This window comes from Knoellia terrae, from assembly GCF_048606435.1.
Classification (GTDB): Bacteria; Actinomycetota; Actinomycetes; order Actinomycetales; family Dermatophilaceae; genus Knoellia; species Knoellia terrae.
In genome coordinates this window covers 112,365-131,513 of the sequence record NZ_JBMBWH010000008.1, presented here as the reverse complement: position 1 = coordinate 131,513, position 19,149 = coordinate 112,365, and the positions used below count along the sequence as shown (strand labels likewise).

13 protein-coding genes are annotated in these 19,149 nt (G+C 70.9%); 6 read left to right on the top strand and 7 right to left on the bottom strand.

All coding sequences use genetic code 11. The annotated features are described in order from the left end of the window. The first annotated feature begins 33 nt into the window (after positions 1 to 33). Positions 34 to 1,383, top strand: a complete 1,350-nt coding sequence (locus tag ACOJV9_RS12470) for an aldehyde dehydrogenase family protein (protein ID WP_420185537.1) — start codon at positions 34 to 36, stop codon at positions 1,381 to 1,383. Here ACOJV9_RS12470 and larC read toward each other — a convergent pair. The 4 genes from larC to uidA are packed head-to-tail and all read right to left on the bottom strand — an operon-like array spanning position 1,311 to position 7,377. After that, the gene (gene larC / locus ACOJV9_RS12465; RefSeq protein ID WP_420185536.1) at positions 1,311 to 2,591 is read right to left on the bottom strand and encodes a nickel pincer cofactor biosynthesis protein LarC; all 1,281 of its coding nucleotides are present in this window, start codon (positions 2,589 to 2,591) and stop codon (positions 1,311 to 1,313) included. The genes ACOJV9_RS12470 and larC overlap by 73 nt on opposite strands. After that, positions 2,588 to 4,135 carry a gluconokinase gene (locus ACOJV9_RS12460; protein ID WP_420185535.1) on the bottom strand — a complete coding sequence of 516 codons (1,548 nt, stop codon included), beginning with the start codon at positions 4,133 to 4,135 and terminating at the stop codon, positions 2,588 to 2,590. The genes larC and ACOJV9_RS12460 overlap by 4 nt, the downstream gene beginning before the upstream one ends. A 1-nt stretch (position 4,136) precedes the next feature. After that, positions 4,137 to 5,594 (bottom strand): NADP-dependent phosphogluconate dehydrogenase, encoded by a 1,458-nt coding sequence (gene gndA / locus ACOJV9_RS12455; RefSeq protein ID WP_420185534.1) that lies wholly within the window; start codon positions 5,592 to 5,594, stop codon positions 4,137 to 4,139. Position 5,595: 1 nt separating this feature from the next. Next, positions 5,596 to 7,377, bottom strand: coding sequence for a beta-glucuronidase (gene uidA / locus ACOJV9_RS12450; RefSeq protein ID WP_420185533.1), 1,782 nt, complete (start codon positions 7,375 to 7,377; stop codon positions 5,596 to 5,598). A 260-nt stretch (positions 7,378 to 7,637) separates the two neighbouring features. On the opposite strand from uidA, the gene ACOJV9_RS12445 reads away from it, so the two are divergent. The 3 genes from ACOJV9_RS12445 (at position 7,638) to ACOJV9_RS12435 (ending at position 12,935) form a co-directional block, all read left to right on the top strand. Beyond that, a complete protein-coding gene (locus ACOJV9_RS12445; protein WP_420185532.1) occupies positions 7,638 to 9,107 on the top strand; it encodes a glycoside-pentoside-hexuronide (GPH):cation symporter in 1,470 nt (489 codons plus the stop codon). Between the two features lie 206 nt (positions 9,108 to 9,313). Continuing rightward, a complete protein-coding gene (locus ACOJV9_RS12440; protein WP_420185531.1) occupies positions 9,314 to 11,713 on the top strand; it encodes a glycoside hydrolase family 3 protein in 2,400 nt (799 codons plus the stop codon). 151 nt (positions 11,714 to 11,864) lie between these two features. Continuing rightward, entirely contained in the window at positions 11,865 to 12,935 is a 1,071-nt protein-coding gene (locus ACOJV9_RS12435) for a LacI family DNA-binding transcriptional regulator (protein WP_420185530.1), read from the top strand. Here the strand turns inward: ACOJV9_RS12435 and ACOJV9_RS12430 are convergent. Beyond that, positions 12,839 to 14,137, bottom strand: a complete 1,299-nt coding sequence (locus ACOJV9_RS12430; RefSeq protein ID WP_420185529.1) for a lactate racemase domain-containing protein — start codon at positions 14,135 to 14,137, stop codon at positions 12,839 to 12,841. The genes ACOJV9_RS12435 and ACOJV9_RS12430 overlap by 97 nt on opposite strands. 99 nt (positions 14,138 to 14,236) lie before the next feature. Between ACOJV9_RS12430 and uxaC the strand changes: the two genes are divergently transcribed. Beyond that, positions 14,237 to 15,640, top strand: coding sequence for a glucuronate isomerase (gene uxaC, locus ACOJV9_RS12425; protein ID WP_420185528.1), 1,404 nt, complete (start codon positions 14,237 to 14,239; stop codon positions 15,638 to 15,640). After that, positions 15,637 to 17,040, top strand: coding sequence for a mannitol dehydrogenase family protein (locus tag ACOJV9_RS12420; protein WP_420185527.1), 1,404 nt, complete (start codon positions 15,637 to 15,639; stop codon positions 17,038 to 17,040). The genes uxaC and ACOJV9_RS12420 overlap by 4 nt, the downstream gene beginning before the upstream one ends. A gap of 163 nt (positions 17,041 to 17,203) precedes the next feature. Here the strand turns inward: ACOJV9_RS12420 and ACOJV9_RS12415 are convergent, their stop codons facing one another. Together ACOJV9_RS12415 and ACOJV9_RS12410 are read right to left on the bottom strand one after the other, a co-directional pair. Continuing rightward, a complete protein-coding gene (locus tag ACOJV9_RS12415; protein ID WP_420185526.1) occupies positions 17,204 to 18,520 on the bottom strand; it encodes a TRAP transporter large permease in 1,317 nt (438 codons plus the stop codon). Positions 18,521 to 18,527: 7 nt separating this feature from the next. Next, complete coding sequence (locus tag ACOJV9_RS12410) at positions 18,528 to 19,142, bottom strand: TRAP transporter small permease (protein ID WP_420185525.1); 615 nt, start codon at positions 19,140 to 19,142, stop codon at positions 18,528 to 18,530. Between the last annotated feature and the right edge of the window lie 7 nt (positions 19,143 to 19,149).

The following is a 19,149-nucleotide window of genomic DNA, read 5'->3' as shown; positions in this document are numbered from 1 at the left end:
TTGGTCATGGCGATGGCGGGGCACTGCCTTGCCATGACCACCCTTCAGCAGCAGTCGGAACCACACGAGGACACCGGCACCAGTGAGGTGGCTGACGCGGTCGACCGGGCCCGGGCCGCGACGGTGTCGTGGCGGCGCACGGCGCCCGCAGAACGCGCTGCCTGCCTGCGCGCCGCGGCTGACGCCGTCCGCGCGCACGTCGAGGACCTCGCCGACGACCTCACCGGCACGACCGGCCGGCTCCTGCGCGAGTCGCGCGAGTCGGCGACGGTGGCTGCGGCGCTGCTCGACGAGGCAGCCGTGACCGGCCTCGCGGGCGGCCGGTCCCTCGCCGGGGCGAGCGGGGCGGTCGACTGGGTCCGCCACGAACCGCGCGGTGTGGTCGCCGTCCTCACCCCGTGGAACGACCCCTACCCGGCCGCGGCCGGGCTCCTCGCCGCAGCACTGGTCACGGGCAACACGGTCGTGCACAAGCCGTCCGAGCGGTCCGCCGGGCCCGGTCTGCACCTGGCGCGGCTGGTCCGGGAGTGCCTGCCCGCCGGCGTCCTCGAGGTGGTCGAGGGCGGACCCGACGTGGGCAGGGAGCTCGTGGACCTCGTCGACGTCGTCTGCCACATCGGCAGCAGCGCCTCCGGCAGGGAGATCCGCACGGTCTGCGCCGCCCGGGGTGCCAAGGCGATCACCGAGAACGGTGGCAAGGACCCGCTCGTCGTCGACGCCGGCGTCGACCCCGCCTGGGCGGCCTCACAGGTCGCGATCGGGGCCTTCACCAACGCCGGGCAGCTCTGCACCTCGGTCGAGCGCGTCTACCTGCACCGCGACGTCGCCGACGCCGTCACCGAGGAGCTGGTCGCCCTCGCCCGGGCCTCGGTGGCCGGTGACCCGCGCGACGAGGCGACGACCCTGGCCCGCCTCGTCGACGAGCAGCAGCTCTCCGTGGTGCAGGCGCAGGTCGAGGAGGCGGTGCGACGTGGCGCGCGGGTGCTCTGCGGCGGCCACCGGCTCGACCGGGACGGACCGTGGTTCCGCGCGACCGTCCTCGACCGGTGCGAGGACGACATGGAGGTGATGCTCGAGGAGACCTTCGGCCCGGTGGCGCCGCTCGTCACGGTGGACTCGTGGGAGGAGGGGCTGGCGCGTGCGGCGACGAGCCGCTACGGCCTCGCCGCCACGGTGCTCACCCCGGACGCTCGGCACGCGCTGCAGGCGGTGGAGGAGCTCCCGGTCGGCACGGTCAAGGTCAACGCGGTCTTCGGTGGTGCTCCCGGCGGGTCGGCGGACCCCCGGGGTGACAGTGGGGCCGGGCGGGGCTACGGACCCGACCTGCTCGGTGAGCTCGTCGCGCTCAAGGCCGTGCACTGGGAGCCGGGTCCACCGGCGTAGGAGTCCCAGCCGGCGGCGTGGGCGGCGGCGGTCGCCTCCGCGAGGACGACCCGAGACGGTATGCCGGCCAGCTCGGCTGCCGTGCGCACGTCCTCGAACTCCGGGGTCATGTGCACGACCCGACCCTCGAGGTCCAGCGACAGCTTCACCCTCACCTCCTGGTCCCGGACGGTGACCGACTCGAACCGGCGGCCGTGCGAGCTGCGGTCCACCCGGTGCTCGCGGACCCCGAGCGTGGACGTGTGCGTGAGGACGATGTCCCGCAGCGCCACCCGGTGCTGGTCGTCGGCGAGGACGGACAGGGTGTGGGCCGGCCGGCCCTTCTTCATGAGGATCGGGGTGAGCCACGCGTCGGCGGCCCCGGCGTCCATGAGGGCGGCGAGGACGCCGGGCCACAGACGCGGGTCCAGGTCGTCGACGTTGGCCTCGAGCACCCACAGGCTCTCGGAGGCGGGCTCGCCCGGGCCGGAGGTGGCCCGGGCCGCGTCGAGGAGCTCACCGACGACGACGCGCGTGACGTTCGCGCGTCCGTCGACGTCCCTGCTCCCGGCACCGGTGCCCGAGGCGGTGATCCGCACCGTCGGCAGGCCCTCGCACACGTCGGTGAGGCCCCGGATGAGCGCCATGCCCGTCGGCGTCGTCAGCTCACCCTTCCCCCCTGCTGCCACCTGCCAGCCGGTTGCGAGCTCGAGGGTGGCGGGTGCGGGGACGCCGACGACCCCGTGGGAGGTGCGCGCGGTCCCCGACCCGAGCGCCACCGGCCCGGCCGACACGGAGGTGATCCCCAGCAGGTGCACCGCGGCGACGGCGCCCACGACGTCGGCGATCGAGTCCCAGGCGCCGACCTCGTGGAAGTGGACGTCCGTGGCCGGCACGCCGTGCACGTGGGCCTCGGCCCTGGCCAGCAGGGCGAAGACCCCGAGCGCCGAGGTGCGGACCGTCTCGGAGATCGGTGCACCGTCGAGGAGGCCGCGGATGTCGGACCACCGGCGGTCCGGCTGGTCGGGGGCGAGCACCTCGACGTCGACCTTGCACGCGCGCAGGCCGGCACGGGTCACCTCGCCGGCCACCAGCCGGACGGTCCCGGGCAGCACGGCGTCGACCGTGGCCTGCACCTCCTCGAGCGGGGCGCCGGCGTCGACGAGGGCGGCGAGCAGCATGTCCCCGGCGACGCCGGCACCGGCGTCGATCCAGAGGTGGGTGGTCATCCTCGAACGCTAGACCCCGCACCGACCGGCGTGCGGAAGAGGTCTCCGACGGCGGCATACGAGCCGAGGAGTGCGGGGATGCGCTGGCGCGCGGCGGCGTAGGCCTCGCGGTCCGCGTCGCTCACGTCGACCGTGTCGCCGGTCCCGCGCAGGCCGGGGGCCAGCTGGTCGAGGCCGTCGGCGAGGGAGGTCGCGCGACCCACCGCGAGCAGCCCGAGGGCCGCAGCCCCGAGGGCGGACCCCTCGGCGCCCCCGGTCACGGCGACCGGGCGCGCGAGCACCCCGGCCACGACCTCGCGCCACACCGGGGAGCGGAAGACGCCGCCGGTCGCACGGACGGAGGTCACGGGGGTGACCGCGTCGAGCGCGTCGACGATCGTCCAGAGCTGGAGGGCCACGCCCTCGACCACGGCGCGCACGACGTGGCCGCGGGTGTGGGAGTGCCGCATCCCCACCAGCGCGCCGGTGAGGCTCGGGTCCCACAGGGGAGCACGCTCGGCGAGCAGGTAGGGAAGCATGACGAGACCGTCGCTCCCGGCCGGCACGGTCGCGGCCAGGGCGAGCAGCGAGGCGTCGTCGCCGCCGGCGTCCCCGAGGATGTCGCGGGCCCAGCGGATGGCGATGCCGCCGTTGCTCACCGCCCCACCGACGACCCAGGCGTCGTCGGTCAGCGCGTAGCAGAAGAGCCGGCCGGCCGGGTCGGTGACCGGTGCCGGGACGACCATCCGCGCAGCGCCGCTCGTGCCGACTGAGAGGCCGACGACGCCGGGGTCGAGGGCGCCGGTGCCGAGGTTGCCGAGCGGGCCGTCGCCTGCTCCGACGACGACGGGCGTCGCCGTGGCCAGTCCCAGCCGGGTGGCTACCGACTTCGTGAGGCCGAGGACGGCCGTCGTCGGCAGGATCGGGGGCAGCTGGTCCTCGCGTATGCCGGCCAGCTCGACCGCGCGCGGGTTCCACGTCCGTGTGGTCACGTCGAGGAGCCCGGACCCGGAGGCGGTCGAGAGCTCGGTCGCGGACGTGCCGGTGAGCGCCTGGAGGATGTAGTCCTTGAGGCCGACCCAGGCGCGGACCCGGGCCGCGAGGGCCGGCTCGTGACGGCTGAACCACACGAGCTTGGCGAGCGGGCTCATCGGGTGCAGGGGCGTGCCGGACGCTCGATGGAGGGCCTCGGCGTCGTCGGAGCCGCGCAGCTCGGCGGCCTCCGCGGCGGCCCGTGAGTCGGCCCAGGTGATGAGCGGCGTGAGGGGGCGCAGGCTCTCGTCGAGGCCGATCAGCCCGTGCATCGCGGTGCTGACCGAGATCCCGAGGACCCGGGCCCCCCGCGAGGCGGTGACGACCTCGGCGAGGGCGCCCATGACGGCAGCGACGATCGTGGCCGGGTCCTGCACCTGCCATCCCGGGCCCGGGGCGAGCAGGGGGTACTCCCGCACGACGGTGTGCCGCCAGGGTGACCCCATGCCGAAGGCGACGGCCTTGGTGCCGGTGGTGCCGACGTCGAGACCGACGACGACCTCGGCCGGGGGGTAGGAGCTGGCGGTTGTCATCTCAGGACATCTGGATCTCGGCGCCGCCCTGCGACCAGGGGGTGTGGAACGTGCCCGGCTTGTCGACGCGTCCGTAGGTGTGCGCCCCGAAGTTGTCGCGCAGGCCCTGGATGAGGGCTGCGGGCAGCCGGTCGGCGCGCACGGTGTCGTAGTAGGCGAGGGCGCTGGCGAACCCGGGCACGGGGACGCCGGCAGAGGTCGCCAGACCCACGACCCGGCGCCAGCCGTCCTGGCGCTCGGCCAGGCCGGTGACGATGCTCGGGGCGACGAGGAGGGTGGCCAGGCCACCCGCGGCGTACTCGTCGCTGATCTGGCTCAGCAGCCGGGCACGGATGATGCAGCCGCCACGCCAGATGCGGGCGACCGTGGCGACGTCGACGTCCCAGCCGTACTCCTCGCTGGCGGCACGGATCTGCTCCAGCCCCTGGGCGTAGGCGACGACCTTGCTGGCCCAGAGGGCCTGGCGCACCTGGTCGACGAGGGCCGCGCGGTCGACGTTCCCCAGCTCGCGGTCGGGGCCGACGAGGACACCCCTGGCGGCGTCGCGGATGGCGAGGTCGCCGGAGGCCGCCCGGGCGAAGACCGACTCGGCGATGGTCGAGACGGGGACGCCGAGCTCGAGACCGGACTGCACGGTCCAGCGGCCGGTGCCCTTCTGCTCCGCGGCGTCGGTGATGACGTCGACGAGCGCGCGACCCGTCCCGGGGTCGACCCGGTCGAGCACCTCGGCGGTGATCTCGACGAGGAAGGAGTCGAGCTCACCGGAGTTCCACTCGCGGAACACGTCGGCGACCTCGGCGGCGCTCATGCCGGCGGCCGACAGGACGTCGTAGGCCTCGGCGATGAACTGCATGTCGGCGTACTCGATGCCGTTGTGGACCATCTTGACGAAGTGGCCGGCGCCGTCGGGGCCCATCCAGGCGCAGCACGGCTCACCGTCGACCTGCGCAGCGATCGACTCGAGGATCGGGCCGAGCGCGGCATACGACTCCTTCGAGCCACCGGGCATGATCGACGGGCCGTTGAGCGCGCCCACCTCGCCCCCGGAGATGCCGGCGCCGACGAAGTGCAGGCCGAGCTCGCGCAGCCGCGCCTCACGGCGACGGGTGTCGAGAAACTGGGCGTTGCCGCCGTCGACGACGATGTCACCGTCCTCGAGGTGGGGGAGGAGCTCGTCGATGACCGCGTCGGTGCCCGCGCCGGCCTGCACCATGACGATGATCCGGCGGGGCCGCTCGAGCGAGCCGACGAACTCCTCGACCGTCTCGGCGCCGACGAACGTGCCGTCGGCGGCATGGGCCTCGAGGTGGGCGAGGGTGCGGGCGTGGGTGCGGTTGAACACCGCGACGGTGTGGCCGTGCCGGGCGAGGTTGCGCGCGAGGTTGCTGCCCATGACGGCGAGTCCGACGACGCCGACGTTGGCGAGGCCGAGGCTGGGTGGAGTGGATGGAGTGGTCATGTCAGAAGTTCTTCTTCCAGCGGCGGCGCAGCGCGAAGGCAGCGGACTTGGGGCGCCGGTCGCGGGTGAAGGCGCCCTTCTTGTTGCCGTCGACGCGCATGATCCCGGAGGTCGTCGCGAAGTCGGCGAAGTTCCAGACGTGCTCGCCGACGACGGCGTCGATCGAGTCGAAGACGCGGTGGTTCATGTCGAGGTAGTCGACCTGGTACTCCTCGCTCCACGGCTGCGGGGTGAGGGAGTGGTTGCCGGCGAGCGTGTCCGCGCCGTACTCGGTGATGACGATCGGCTTGCCCTCGGTCGCCCAGCCCTGCAGCTCCTCGGTCCAGGCGATCTCGGCGCCGGGAAGGTCGCCGGTGTTGACGTACCAGCCGTAGTAGCGGTTGAGCATGAGGATGTCGGCGAACTGCGAGACGCGGCACGTCCCGTGCGGGGCGAGCATGACGTTGACGAAGCCGACCGGCCGGGTGGGGTCCGCCTCGCGGGCGACGTCGAAGAGCGGGCGGAAGTAGTTCTCGGCGCCCTCGGTGTCGGACTCGGGCTCGTTGGCGATGGACCAGACGACGACGCTCGGGTGGTTCTTGTCGCGGGCGATGAGCTCGCGGATGGCCTGCGCGTGGACCTCCTGGCTGGCGTCGTTGATCGTCTCGGGGGAGAAGGTGGTGTAGCCCTGCCCGCCGAAGATGCCGCCGCCCAGGCCCATGTTGAGGCCGACCGCGGCGGTCTCGTCGATGACGACGATGCCGTGCCGGTCGGCGTAGTCGAGCACGTCCTCGCTGTAGGGGTAGTGGGACGTGCGGAACGAGTTCGCGCCGATCCAGTCGAGCAGCTCGAAGTCGTTGACGAGGTGCGCGTCGTTCTGCGCCTTGCCGATGATGGCGTGGTCCTCGTGCATCCCGAAGCCGGTGAAGTAGAAGGGTTCGCCGTTGATGAGGAACTCGGTCCCACGGACCTCGACGGTGCGGACGCCGACGTTCTGGGAGACGGAGTCGACGACGGCGCCGCCGTCGTCGACGAGCTGCGCCTCGAGGCCGTAGAGGTAGCCGTCGCCGGGTCCCCACAGGTGCACGTCGGGGACCTCAAGGGTGCCGGTCGCGCCAGAACCCTCGGCGACGACCCCACCGGAGCCGTCACGGAGCACGACGTGGACGTCGAGCCCGTCCTGGTCGACCGCCTCGACGGTCCAGTCCACCGAGCCGGTCGAGCCGGTGAACCCGGTGACGACGGTGACGTCCTCGATGCGGGCCTGGGGGGTGGCCGAGAGCCACACCGAGCGGTGGATGCCGGCGTAGTTGAAGAAGTCGTGCCAGTAGACCTGCGCCGGGCCGCTGGGGCGCTGCTCGATGACGCCCGGCGGGATGCTCTGGAAGCTCAGGGTGTTGTTGACGAGCGCGGTGACGAGCACCTCCTCGCCGGCCGTGACGAACTCGGTGATGTCGGCCTCGAACGGGGTGTAGCCACCCTCGTGGCTCATGACCTCGTGCTCGTCGACCCAGACGGTGGCGCGGTGGGTGGCCGACTCGAAGTGCAGGACGACGCGCTGGCCGTCCCACCCACGGGGGACGCGGACCGTCCGCTGGTACCAGATGTCGCCGAAGTAGTCGCGGACCGCGGCGTCGGCCACGACGTCGTTGAAGCTGGCCGGCACGGCCATGTCGCGGGCGTCGGCGAGCGGGCCGGCATACCAGCGGGCGTCGCGACCGGCGGCCTCAGCGTCGAGTCGGAAGGACCAGATGCCGTCGAGGTTCTTCCGCTCGCGGGTGGTGGTGTCCTGGGGGCGCAACATGTGAAACCTTTCGCTGGGAGGGTCGGTGCTGTCCTGAGGTCCATTGAGACAGCCGCCAGCTGGCGCCGTACAGCGATTGCCACCAGTTGCCAACGTCCGGGACCCTGTGTGAAGCAGGTCCCCCAGCACGAGGGTGATGGCTCGATGGCAACCCCCGCGCAACAACTGGCAACTCGTTGTCGCCACGTACCGCACGGCGCTCTACTGGGTGACAACACCCCCACCCGCCACGAAAAGCGTTGCCATCAAAGGAGATTGACATGTCACATGTGACGAAGGAGGAGATCGCCCAACGGTTCGTCGACGAACGGCTTCCCAAGCGCTCGATTGTCGGATACGGCTTCGGCGACTTCGCCAACAACCTGGCCTTCACGCTGGGGACGGCCTTCCTGCTCTACTACTACACCGACGTGGCCGGCCTCTCTGCTGCGTCCGTCGCGACGATGTTCTTCGTCGTCCGCCTCTGGGACGCCTTCGCCGACATCTTCGCCGGGCGGCTCGTCGACCGGACGATGACCCGGATGGGCAAGTTCCGCCCGTTCATCCTCTTCGGGGCGGTGCCGCTGCTGTTCCTCAGCTATCTGACCTTCCACGTCCCGGCCTCGCTGGAGCAGGGGCAGAAGCTGCTCTACGCCTACGTGACGTATGCGGTCCTCGGCCTGGTCTACTCCCTCGTCAACATCCCCTACGGCTCACTCGCCTCGGCGATGACCCAGTCGGTCAACGAGAGGGCCAAGCTCGTGTCGTCGCGCTTCTTCGGCGGTGCGGTCGGCGGCATCGTCCTCAGCTTCATCATCGCCCCCCAGATCGCCGGCCTGCGCGAGGAGAAGAAGACGCTGAGCTCAGCCGACTACCAGGAGAAGGTGCAGGCCATCTTCACCCAGACCACCCTGCTCTTCGTCCTCCTCGGCACCATCTCCTACGGCGTCACGTTCTACTTCTGCCGCGAGAAGGTCGTCCGCACGCAGCCGCGGGTCAACCTGCGGGACACGTGGGACACCCTGAAGAGCAACAAGCCGCTCGGCTACCTGTGTGCCGCGAGCTTCTTCTACCTCATCGGTCTCTTCGCCGTCGGTGGCGCCTCGGTCTACTACGCGCTCTACGTCCTGGGCGACATCAAGTGGGTCGTGTGGATCACCATCGTCAACAGCGGCATCTCGATCGTCGCCGCACCGTTCATCCCATGGCTCGTCGACCGGTTCGGCAAGAAGGCCCTCTTCCAGTACTGCGGCGTGTTCACCGTCGTCGGCGGCCTGGCCCTGTTCTTCACCCCGACCGGTGCCGTCGCCCCCGCCCTGATCTTCCTGGGCGTCAAGGGCATCGGCGCAGCGCTCATCAACACGCTGATGTTCGGTCTCGAGGCCGACACGGTCGAGTACGGCGAGTGGACGTCCGGCAAGCGGACCGAGGGCACGACGTACGCGCTCTTCTCCTTCACCCGCAAGATCACCCAGTCGATCGGTGGCGCCCTCGGCGCCGCGGCCCTCGCCGCGGGCGGCTACCTCTCCGCCACGGCGGAGGTGGCCAACCCGGTCCAGCCCGAGAGCGCCATCACCGCGATCCGGGCGACCATGGGCCTCATCCCGGCCGTCGCCGCGGTGGTCGCCATGCTCATCTTCTGGAAGTACCCCCTCACCGACGCGCGCTTCCGCGAGATCCGCAACGAGACCGAGCTGCGCAAGCAGCGCGAGGGGCACCTCATCGCCCCCGACGGCCACGTCATCGACTGACCTCCGGTGCACGCTCGACCGGCCCCGCGGCAGCGCCTCCGGGGCCGGTCCCATTCCCCGGACCGTGAGCGGTGGCGGCGACAACTCATGGCAACCCATAGGTGGCTTCGGGGCGGTGCACGAGCCTGTGTCGACCGGGCACACGGTTCGTCGATGCACCCGCCCGGCAGGTCCTGCATCGCATCCCGGACAGGAAGCCCACCTCCATGAAGCCCTCCACACGACTGGTGCGGCACCGAGGCCTCCTCGGCCTCGCCACCGCAGTGCCGCTCACCCTGACCCTGGGGGTCGCGGCCGCAGCGCCGGCCCCCACCGCCCCTGCTGCGTCCGGCGCGGGACAGCCCACCGCTGCCGAGCGTGGCGACGAGGGCAACCACGGCCGGCCCCCGACCCTCGAGTCACGCGTCAAGGACGTCATCACGGTGACGGGACGCTCGTTCAAGGACCTCAACGACAACGGCCGGCTCGACACCTACGAGGACTGGCGCAAGCCCGTGGAGGAGCGGGTCGCCGACCTCGTCAGCCTGATGACGCTCGAGGAGAAGTCCGGCCTCATGCTCATCGACACCGTGAACGCGGCGTGCGACCCGGTGACCAAGCAGCGGGGCACGGTCCCGGCGTCGGCGCTCGACTACGTCACCAACCAGAAGATGCACCGCTTCATCTTCCGCAACGTCGTCACGTCGCCCGACAAGGCCGTCTGCGGCGGGACGGACGGGGGCTTCGGCGCGTCGACGTCGGTCACCCCGAGCGAGGCGGCGAGCTTCATGAACTCGATGCAGGAGCTCAGCGAGAGGACCCGCCTGGGCATCCCGGTCCTCTACAAGTCCAACGCCCGCAACCACATCGACCCGGATGCCCGCGCGGGGATCAACGAGTCGGCCGGCGCGTTCACCTCCTTCCCGAAGGAGGCGGGTGTCGCTGCCGCCGCGCTCGGCGAGGAGGCGAAGCGGACCGGGAAGGCTCCCACCGTCGGTGACATGTCCGTCGTGGAGGACTTCGCCGAGGTCATGGGTGACGAGTGGTCCTCGATCGGTCTGCGCGGCATGTACGGCTACATGGCCGACCTCTCGACCGAACCCCGCTGGTACCGCACCCACGAGACCTTCACGGAGGACGCGGACCTCGGCGCCAACATCATGGGATCGCTGGTCGAGACCCTCCAGGGTCCGGTCGGCAAGGACGGCACCTCGCTCAGCCCCGGGACCGATGTGGCGCTGACGATGAAGCACTTCCCCGGCGGCGGCCCCCAGGAGCTCGGCCTGGACCCGCACTACGCGTTCGGGAAGGCTCAGGTCTACCCCGGAGGGGCCTTCGGTGAGCACCTCAAGCCCTTCACCTCGGCCATCGCCGCCGGTGTCAGCGCGATCATGCCGTACTACGGCGTGCCCGTCGGGGTGACCTACAACGGCAAGACCTACGACGAGACCGGCATGGCCTTCTCCGACCAGATCGTCAACGAGCTGCTCCGTGACGAGCTCGGCTTCAAGGGATACGTCAACTCGGACACCGGCATCATCAACGACCGGGCGTGGGGCCTGGAGGACAAGACCGTGCCCGAGCGGGTCGCCGCAGCACTCAACGGCGGCACGGAGACGCTCTCCGGCTTCCACGACGTCAAGACCATCACCGACCTCGTCGATGCCGGGCTGCTCTCCGAGGAGCGGATCACCGAGGCGGCCGGCCGCCTGCTCGACCCGATGTTCCGGATGGGCCTCTTCGAGGACCCCTACGTCGAGGAGTCCGTCGCCACGGACACCGTCGGCAGCCCGGCCCACCGCGCCGTCGGCCTCGACGTCCAGCGGAAGTCCGCGGTGCTGCTCGAGAACAAGGACCGGGCCGACGGCAGCAAGGCGCTGCCGCTGAAGGCCGGCTCGACGGTGTACATCCTCGGCGACTTCAACGAGGCCACCGTGCGCAGCTACGGCTACGACGTCGTCAACGGCAACACCCTGGTGGACGGGAAGCGTCCGAGCGCGGCCGGGGCCGACCACGTCCTCATCTCGATGAGCGCGAAGAACAGGAACACGGGCTCGTACGTCAGCAACAGCCCCGCGACCGGCCTGAACCCGGACCACATCAACCCGAGCGTCGTCGAGGGCATCGCCGGTCTCGACGGCAGGAGCACCTACGGCACTGCCGACGCCTGCGTGTCGTACGGCGCCCGGGCGTGCACCGACAACGGTCTTCGCTTCGGGGGGTCCTTCCCCTGGGAGTCGAGCATCCTCGACTTCAGCGGGATGGAGACCTCGCAGTCCTGGCAGGTCGTGCCGGCGCTCAGCACGATCCAGCAGGTCATGGCCGAGGTCGGTGACCCGCGCAAGGTCGTCCTCCAGGTGTACTTCCGCCAGCCCTTCGTCATGGACGAGGCCAGCGGCCTGCGTGACGCCGGCGCCGTCGTGGCCGGCTTCGGGATCAGCGACACGGCCCTGCTCGACGTCCTGTCGGGGAAGGTCGCACCCCAGGGTCGGCTGCCCTTCGCCCTCGCCGGCACGCGTGCGGCGATCGAGGAGCAGAAGGCCGACCTCCCCGGCTACGACGAGACGAGCGACGGTGCGCTCTACCCGTTCGGCCACGGCCTGACCTACGAGGACAGCGCCGGCTGACCCGGGGCGTCGCCCCATGGACGGAACGAGGCGGTCCGCACCTCTGGTGCGGGCCGCCTCGTCGGTGGCCGGACGGCATACGAGGTTGCTCTTGCGCATCGGCTCGGCCGATTCGTTGCCCCCGGGTCGCCGACCTCCCTAGATTGGCGCGATGGAGCGACGGCCGACGATCTACGACGTGGCCCAAGCCGCAGGCGTCGCGGCCTCGACCGTCTCCCGGGCGTTCGCCCGTCCGGGGCGGGTCAACGCCGAGACGGCCGCGAAGGTCTTCGCGGCCGCCCAGGTGCTGGGCTATCGCTCCGCGTCACTCCCCGGACTCACGACGACGCGCACCTCCACGATCGCGCTCGTCGTCACCGACATCACGAACCCCTTCTACGGCGACATCATCCGAGGCGCCCACGAGGCCGCGGGCGAGCTCGGCTACACCGTCCTGCTCTCCCACACCCAGGAGGACGCGCAGCTCGAGCGGGAGTGGACCGAGCGTGAGCTGCAGGGCGTCGACGGGGTCCTGCTCACGAGCTCGCGCATGTCCGACAGCGCGATCCGGATGATGGCGAAGCAGAAGCCGGTCGTCGTCCTCAACCGGCGGCTGCCCGAGGTGCCGAACATCCTCATCGACAACGCCCGAGGAGTCCGTCGAGCGGTCGAGCACCTGACCGAGCTCGGCCACGACAGCGTCACCTACGTCGCCGGCCCGGAGTCCAGCTGGACCGACGGGACACGGTGGCAGGCCATGAGGGAGGCGGCCTACGAGCTCGACATCCGCCTGCGACGGGTCGGTCCGTGTGCCAACCCGACGCTCCAGGCAGGGTTCGCGCGGGCGCGCGACATCGCGGAGCAGCAAGCGACCGCCGTCATCGCCTACAACGACGTCGTCGCGATCGGCGTGCTCAAGGGGCTGTTCCGGCTCGGCCTGCGCGTCCCGGAGGACGTGAGTGTCATCGGCTTCGACAACACCCTGCTGGCCGAGATCACCGAGCCCGAGCTGACGACCGTCGCCGCCCCCCTGCACGCCATGGGTGCGACGGGCGTGAGGAACCTCGTGGGGATGATCGGTGGTGCGGTGTCCAGCCGCGAGCCGGTCGTCATGCCGGTCAAGCTCGTGGTGCGGCGCTCCACGGCTCAGCGCAGCCGGAACAGGACCTCGCCCGCGTTGGGGACGACGAACGTGCCACCCTCCGCCTCGGCGGCGACGTCGATGGAGTCGAGGTCGACGTAGCCCAGGTTGGCCCGGCGGCACTGTTCCTCGGGAATCCTCGTCGCCAGGGTGACCCTGACCCGCAGCCGCTCCTCGCCGGTGTCGGCGTCGTAGGTCCCGGCGCCCCGCAGGTGCGTCGAGTGGGCGAGCGTGCCCCAGTGGATGTGCTTGAACCGGTCCCACTGCTTCACGAAGTAGTCGCGGCAGTGGTAGCCGATCTCGAGGATCTCGGGGTGGCTCGTCGAGATCTCGGTGATGTGCGGCGCGTAGAGGATGACCTCACCGCCGTCGGCGACCACCGGCTCGAGCTTGTAGAAGCCCTTGGCTCCGGTCCAGATGTCGTCGTACATCTCCGGAATCACCGAGATCACGCGCTGCACCTGCTCGTCGAGGTAGTGGACGTGCGTGGCGGCACAGACCTCGGCGGCGCTGGCCCACGAGGCGATGGTGTCGCCGAAGGAGATCGAGTGCAGGTCGAGGCTCCCGGCCTCGCCCACGACGCAGAACGCGAGCTTCTCGGCGGGGACCAGCGAGGCACCCTCGTTGATGAGCGCCCGGACCGGAGTGATCGCGGTCGTGCCGATGATCTCCGCGGAGGTGATGAGGGCGCCGATCCAGTGCGAGACGTCGATGATGTCCTGCCCGGCGACCCCGGGGAAGAAGTACTTGTTTCCCCCCGAGATGCCCACGACCTCGTGGGGCAGGACCGGTCCGACGACGAGGGCGATGTCGTGCTCGACGACGGCCCTGTTGAGCAGCACCGGCACGTCCATCGTCAGCCGTCCCTCGGACAGCTCGGCGAGGCGGGACGCGGGAATGGTGCCGAGGTCCGCGAACGTGGACTCGTCCCACCACTCGTGGTTCACGACCCGCATCCCCGGATAGGTCTCCTCGAGCGCGCCGGCCTCGTAGCCCAGGTGCGCGGCGAGGGCCTCCTCGCTCATCGGCTGGTGGGTGCCCAGGGCGATGAGGGTGGTCATCCGGCTGGCTCGACCGTGCAGCGCGGTGTGCACCGCCTTCATCAGCATCGGGAGGGGACACGTCCGCGTCCCGTCGGGCACGACGATGCAGACGCTCCTGCCGTCGACGTCGACCTTGCCCAGCTGTTCGGCGATGAACGCCGTCACCTCCTCGGTCGCGAGGACCCCGTGCTCGTCGCCCAGTCGCACGGCTCGAGCGGCCGCCTCGGACGGTGTCTCGACGGGGTCGGCTGTCGTCGTCATGGCCACACTCTCGCCCTGTCGGCGAGGGGAGGCAAGGCCGACCGGCAACTGGTGGCAACCCGTGGACGGGTCGTGCAACCGGGCTGCACGATCGTGACCATGACCTCACTGCACCCTGATCGGCTCCTTCCCGCTGACCCCGGGACGCGTGACGTCGCCCGTCGCCTGTATGCCGAGACGGCGGATCTCCCGATCATCTCCCCGCACGGGCACGTGCCCCCGGAGTGGCTCGCCGAGGACATCCCCTTCAGCGACCCGACGACCTTGCTCCTCTCGCCGGACCACTACATCTTCCGGCTGCTCCACGCCGAGGGTGTCCCGCTAGGGGACCTCGGCGTCGGTGGCAGCCGGCTCGACGAGCGGGGCTCACGCCGCGCCTGGCGGCTCTTCTGCGAGCGGTGGCCGGCCTTCCGTGGGACCGCGAGCCGGTACTGGATGCAGGACGTCCTCGGCGACGTCTTCGGTCTGGACGACGCGCCGTCACCCGCCACCGCGGACGCGCTCTACGACGCGATCGCGGCCGCCCTGACGACGCCGGAGTTCCGGCCGCGGGCGCTCGCCGAGCGCTTCGGGATCTCGGTCCTCGCGACCACCGACGACCCCGTCGACAGCTTGGAGCACCACCGGACCCTGCGGGACGACCCCGCGGTGGCGACCCGGGTCGCTCCCACCTTCCGTCCGGACCGCTACCTCGAGCCGGCACGGGCGGACTTCCCCGAGCTGGCCAAGGCCCTCGGACAGGCCGCCGACATCGACACCGCGACGTATGCCGGCTACCTCGCCGCCCTCGAGGACCGGCGCCGCTTCTTCAAGGACAACGGTGGCGTCTCCACCGACCACAGCCACACCGACGTCGTCACGTTGACCCTCGAGGCGGGCGAGGCCGCGCGCATCTATGCCAGCGCCATCGCCGGCGAGGTTCGCGAGGAGGAGGCCACCGCCTTCCGGCGGCACATGCTCGTCGAGATGGCCCGCATGGCGACAGAGGACGGCCTCGTCATGACGCTGCACCCGGGCGCCCTGCGCAACCACCACGGACCCACGTCCGACGCCTTCGGTCCCGACACGGGCCACGACATCCCGATCGCCGTCGAGTTCACCCGAGGGCTGCAGCACCTCCTGGGTCGCTTCGGCACCGCGGAGGGCTTCCAGCTCATCCTCTTCACCCTGGACGAGACGGTCTTCAGCCGCGAGATCGCGCCGCTCGCCGGCTTCTACCCCAGCGTGTATGCCGGTGCGCCCTGGTGGTTCCTCGACGCACCCGAGGCGGTGCGCCGCTACCGTGGAGCCGTCACCGAGACCGCCGGCTTCCACCGGACATCGGGCTTCATCGACGACACCCGGGCCTTCCTGTCCATCCCGGCCCGGCACGACATGTCCCGTCGTCTCGACGCGGCCTACCTGGCCCAGCTGGTGGCCGAGCACCGGCTCGACGAGGACGAGGCGCGCGAGACCGCGGTCGACCTCGTGACGACGGTCCCGACCCGGGCGTTCAAGCTGTGACCGCCGCCGGCTCCGCGCCCCGCCTGTCCCGGACGACCCACGGGCGCCCCGCGGCGCCGGTGCGCATCATCCACCTCGGTCTGGGCAACTTCTTCCGCGCGCACATGGCCTGGTACACCGAGCACGCCCCCGACGCCGCGGAGTGGGGCATCGCCGCGTTCACGGGTCGTTCGCCGGCCGCCGCCGAGTCGCTCGCCGCGCAGGACGGGCTCTACACGCTCCTGGTCAGGGGACCGCAGGGTCCCGAGCCGGAGGTGGTCTCCAGCCTGTCGGCAGTGCACGCGGGCGCCGACCTCGAGGCCCTGCGCGACTACTTCTCCCGCCCCGAGGTCGCCGTCGTGACGCTGACGGTGACCGAGGCGGGCTACCGACGGGCCGCCGACGGCGGTCTCGACCGGGAGGACGGTGACGTCAGCGCCGACATCACCGCTCTCCTCGCCGACCCCGCGCAGGGCACCGTGACGACGACGCCGGGGCGACTCGTCGCCGGTCTGCTCGCCCGACGCGCCGCCGGTGCCGGTGCGATCGCGATCGTCCCCAACGACAACGTCCCTGACAACGGCGCCATGGTCGCCCGGGTCGTCACCGACCTCGCCGCCGCCGTCGACCCCACGTTGAGTGCCTGGCTCGACGAGCACGTCTCGTGGGTCACCACGATGGTCGACCGGATCACGCCCCGCACGACCGACCACGACCGATCCGAGGTGCGCTCGCTCCTCGAGGTCGACGACCCGGAGGTCGTTCCCACGGAGCCCTACTCCGAGTGGGTCCTCGCGGGTGAATTCCCCGGGGGGCGCCCGGCCTGGGACGCCGTGGGCGCCCACGTCGTCGAGGACGTGGCACCGTTCGAGCAGCGCAAGCTGTGGCTCCTCAACGGATCGCACTCGCTCATGGCCTACGCCGCCTCGACCCTTGGTCACGAGACGGTCGCCGACGCGATCGGTGACCCCCAGGTCCGCCAGTGGGTCGAGGAGTGGTGGGACGCCGCAGCGCGACACCTTCCGCTCCCGGGAACCGACGTCACGGCATACCGGAACGCTCTGGTCGAGCGATACCTCAACGCCAACATCCGACACCTTCTCGTCCAGATCGCGGCCGACGGCTCACAGAAGATCCCGATCCGCGCCGTGCCCGTCATCAGGGCCGAGCTGGCCGATGGTGACGCCACCCCCGGCGCGCTGCGGCTCGTGTCGGCGTGGGTCGCCCACCTGCGCGGTGCCGGCGCACCCGTGACCGACACGCAGGCAGACGCGGTCGTGGAGCTGGCTTCCGGACCGCTCGACGAGGCGGTCGCACGAGTGCTCGAACGGCTCGGTCTCGATGCCGCGGTCGTCGGCGGGGTCGTGCGCGACCAGGTCGTGGACCTTCTCGCACCGCAGGATCGGCCGGGCTCACGGTGAGCGTCAGGGTCACCGACCCGGACGACGGTTCCCAGCAACCCACCGACTCTCCTCGGACACCGAGGACCCGCCCACCCTGGGCGTGACCTGACCCCGCTCCACCACCACGAAGGGCGGCGACCGGCATCTGCCGGTCGCCGCCCTTCGCGGTGGTGCGGGTCGGTCAGGGGGTGCCCGTCATCAGACCCATCTGGGTCGGCAGCCAGGTCGAGAGCGCCGGCACGAAGGTGACGACGAGCAGCCCGATGCACAGGGCCCAGAAGAACGGCATGACCTTGGCCATCAGGGGCTCGATCCGCACGTTCGCGACCCGGGCCGCGACGAAGAGGTTGTTGCCGATCGGCGGTGAGATGTTGCCGAGGCACATGTTGAACACCATCATCGCGCCGAAGTGGATCGGGTCCACCCCGAGCTCGGTCACGGCCGGCAGGAAGATCGGCGTGAAGATGAGGATCGCGGGGGTCGGGTCCATCACCGTCCCGGCGATGAGCAGGACGACCATGATGATGAACAGGATGATGACGACGTTGTCGGTCAGGCCCAGCAGCGACTCCGCGATCGTCTCCGGGATCCTGGCGAACGACAGGACCCAGGCGAGGATGCCCGACACCCCGACGAGCAGCATGACGATGGCCGTCGTCTTCGTCGCGTCGAGCAGGATCTGCGGCAGCTCGCGCACGGGGAGGGTGCGCTGGATGAGTCCCTGCAGCAGGGCGTAGACGACGGCGATCATGGCCGACTCGGTGGCGGTGAAGAAGCCCGCGAGGATGCCGCCGATGACGACGACGATCATGAACAGCGACGGAACGGCCCGGAGGAGGACGGTGAGGGCCTCGGAAGCCGTCGGCCGGGCAGTGCTCTTGAGCTCCGGGTGCTTGCGGGCATAGAGCGCCACGATGAGCACGCAGATGCCGGCCCAGAGCAGACCCGGTCCCACACCTGCCATGAAGAGGGCGGCGACCGACGTGCCGGACACGAGCGAGTAGACGATGAAGGTGTTGCTGGGCGGGATGAGCATCCCGGCGGGTGAGGCCGCGGCGTTGACCCCGGCGGAGAAGGCGGGGTCGTAGCCGTCGTCCTTCATCCGCGGCGAGAGCACGGTGCCGACCGCTGCGGCGGAGGCGACGGAGGCGCCGGAGACGGCGCCGAACATCGCGTTCGCGACCACCGTCGTCTGGGCCAGCGACGCCGGGAGCCGCCCCGAGACGACGAGGGCGAGGTCGATCAGGCGTTTGGCGATACCGCCGTTGTTCATCAGGCCTCCCGCGAGGATGAAGAACGGGATGGCCAGCAGGGCGAACGAGTTGCTCGCCGAGAACAGGCGTTGGGCGGAGGTCAGGGCAGCGCCCTCTGGCCCGAGGAGGATCGCGATGGCGACGGCCGAGGGCACTCCCATCGAGACGGCGACGGGTACCCCGAGGCCGATGAGCACCGTGATCCCGGCGAGCAGGACGACGGTGGCAAGGGTGACGTTCTCCATGGTGACCTCAGATTCCCTGGTTGGCTTCGTCGATCTCGGGCACGGCTTGCTTCTCGCCGGCCAGGACCCCGACAAGGTGGCAGATCGCGAAGTACGTGATGAGCACGCCCGCGACGGGCAGCACGAGGTAGATCTGGCCGACGCTCACCGGCATCGTGGAGATGTTCTGGCCCCAGGCGTTCCGGGTCGCGCGCAGCCCGCCGTAGACGAGGACGAAGAGCGCGAAGAAGACGACGGTGAGCTCGACGGCGACCGCCATGGCCCGTTGCACCGTCGGACGGAACCGGCTGGCGAGGAGCTCGACGGCGATGTGCCCACGCTCGGAGAACACCAGGGTGCTGCCGAACATCGCGAGCACGACGAACACGTAGCGGGCGGTCTCCTCGGTCCAGGACGCGGGTGTCGGCAGCACCTGACGGGAGAAGACCTGCCAGCCGACGATGAGGACGAGGGCGGTGAAGATCGCGACGCACAGAACGGCGAGGATGCGGTCGATCACCTTCCGTGGAGCGTCGATTCGGCGGGCCACGGCCCGCCAGCGCTCTGATCCCGCGGCCTCGCCGATGGCCTCCGGCGCATCGGCCCCGGGATCGCCCGGCCTTCTGGTTCCACTGGTGCTCATGTCATCC

What these genes read in the sequence shown, in the direction of transcription:
- ACOJV9_RS12470 (WP_420185537.1), top strand. Translation starts at nt 34, where the DNA reads ATGACCACCCTTCAGCAGCAGTCGGAACCACACGAGGACACCGGCACC.
- larC (WP_420185536.1), bottom strand. Translation starts at nt 2,591, where the DNA reads ATGACCACCCACCTCTGGATCGACGCCGGTGCCGGCGTCGCCGGGGAC.
- ACOJV9_RS12460 (WP_420185535.1), bottom strand. Translation starts at nt 4,135, where the DNA reads ATGACAACCGCCAGCTCCTACCCCCCGGCCGAGGTCGTCGTCGGTCTC.
- gndA (WP_420185534.1), bottom strand. Translation starts at nt 5,594, where the DNA reads ATGACCACTCCATCCACTCCACCCAGCCTCGGCCTCGCCAACGTCGGC.
- uidA (WP_420185533.1), bottom strand. Translation starts at nt 7,377, where the DNA reads ATGTTGCGCCCCCAGGACACCACCACCCGCGAGCGGAAGAACCTCGAC.
- ACOJV9_RS12445 (WP_420185532.1), top strand. Translation starts at nt 7,638, where the DNA reads ATGTCACATGTGACGAAGGAGGAGATCGCCCAACGGTTCGTCGACGAA.
- ACOJV9_RS12440 (WP_420185531.1), top strand. Translation starts at nt 9,314, where the DNA reads ATGAAGCCCTCCACACGACTGGTGCGGCACCGAGGCCTCCTCGGCCTC.
- ACOJV9_RS12435 (WP_420185530.1), top strand. Translation starts at nt 11,865, where the DNA reads ATGGAGCGACGGCCGACGATCTACGACGTGGCCCAAGCCGCAGGCGTC.
- ACOJV9_RS12430 (WP_420185529.1), bottom strand. Translation starts at nt 14,137, where the DNA reads ATGACGACGACAGCCGACCCCGTCGAGACACCGTCCGAGGCGGCCGCT.
- uxaC (WP_420185528.1), top strand. Translation starts at nt 14,237, where the DNA reads ATGACCTCACTGCACCCTGATCGGCTCCTTCCCGCTGACCCCGGGACG.
- ACOJV9_RS12415 (WP_420185526.1), bottom strand. Translation starts at nt 18,520, where the DNA reads ATGGAGAACGTCACCCTTGCCACCGTCGTCCTGCTCGCCGGGATCACG.
- ACOJV9_RS12410 (WP_420185525.1), bottom strand. Translation starts at nt 19,142, where the DNA reads ATGAGCACCAGTGGAACCAGAAGGCCGGGCGATCCCGGGGCCGATGCG.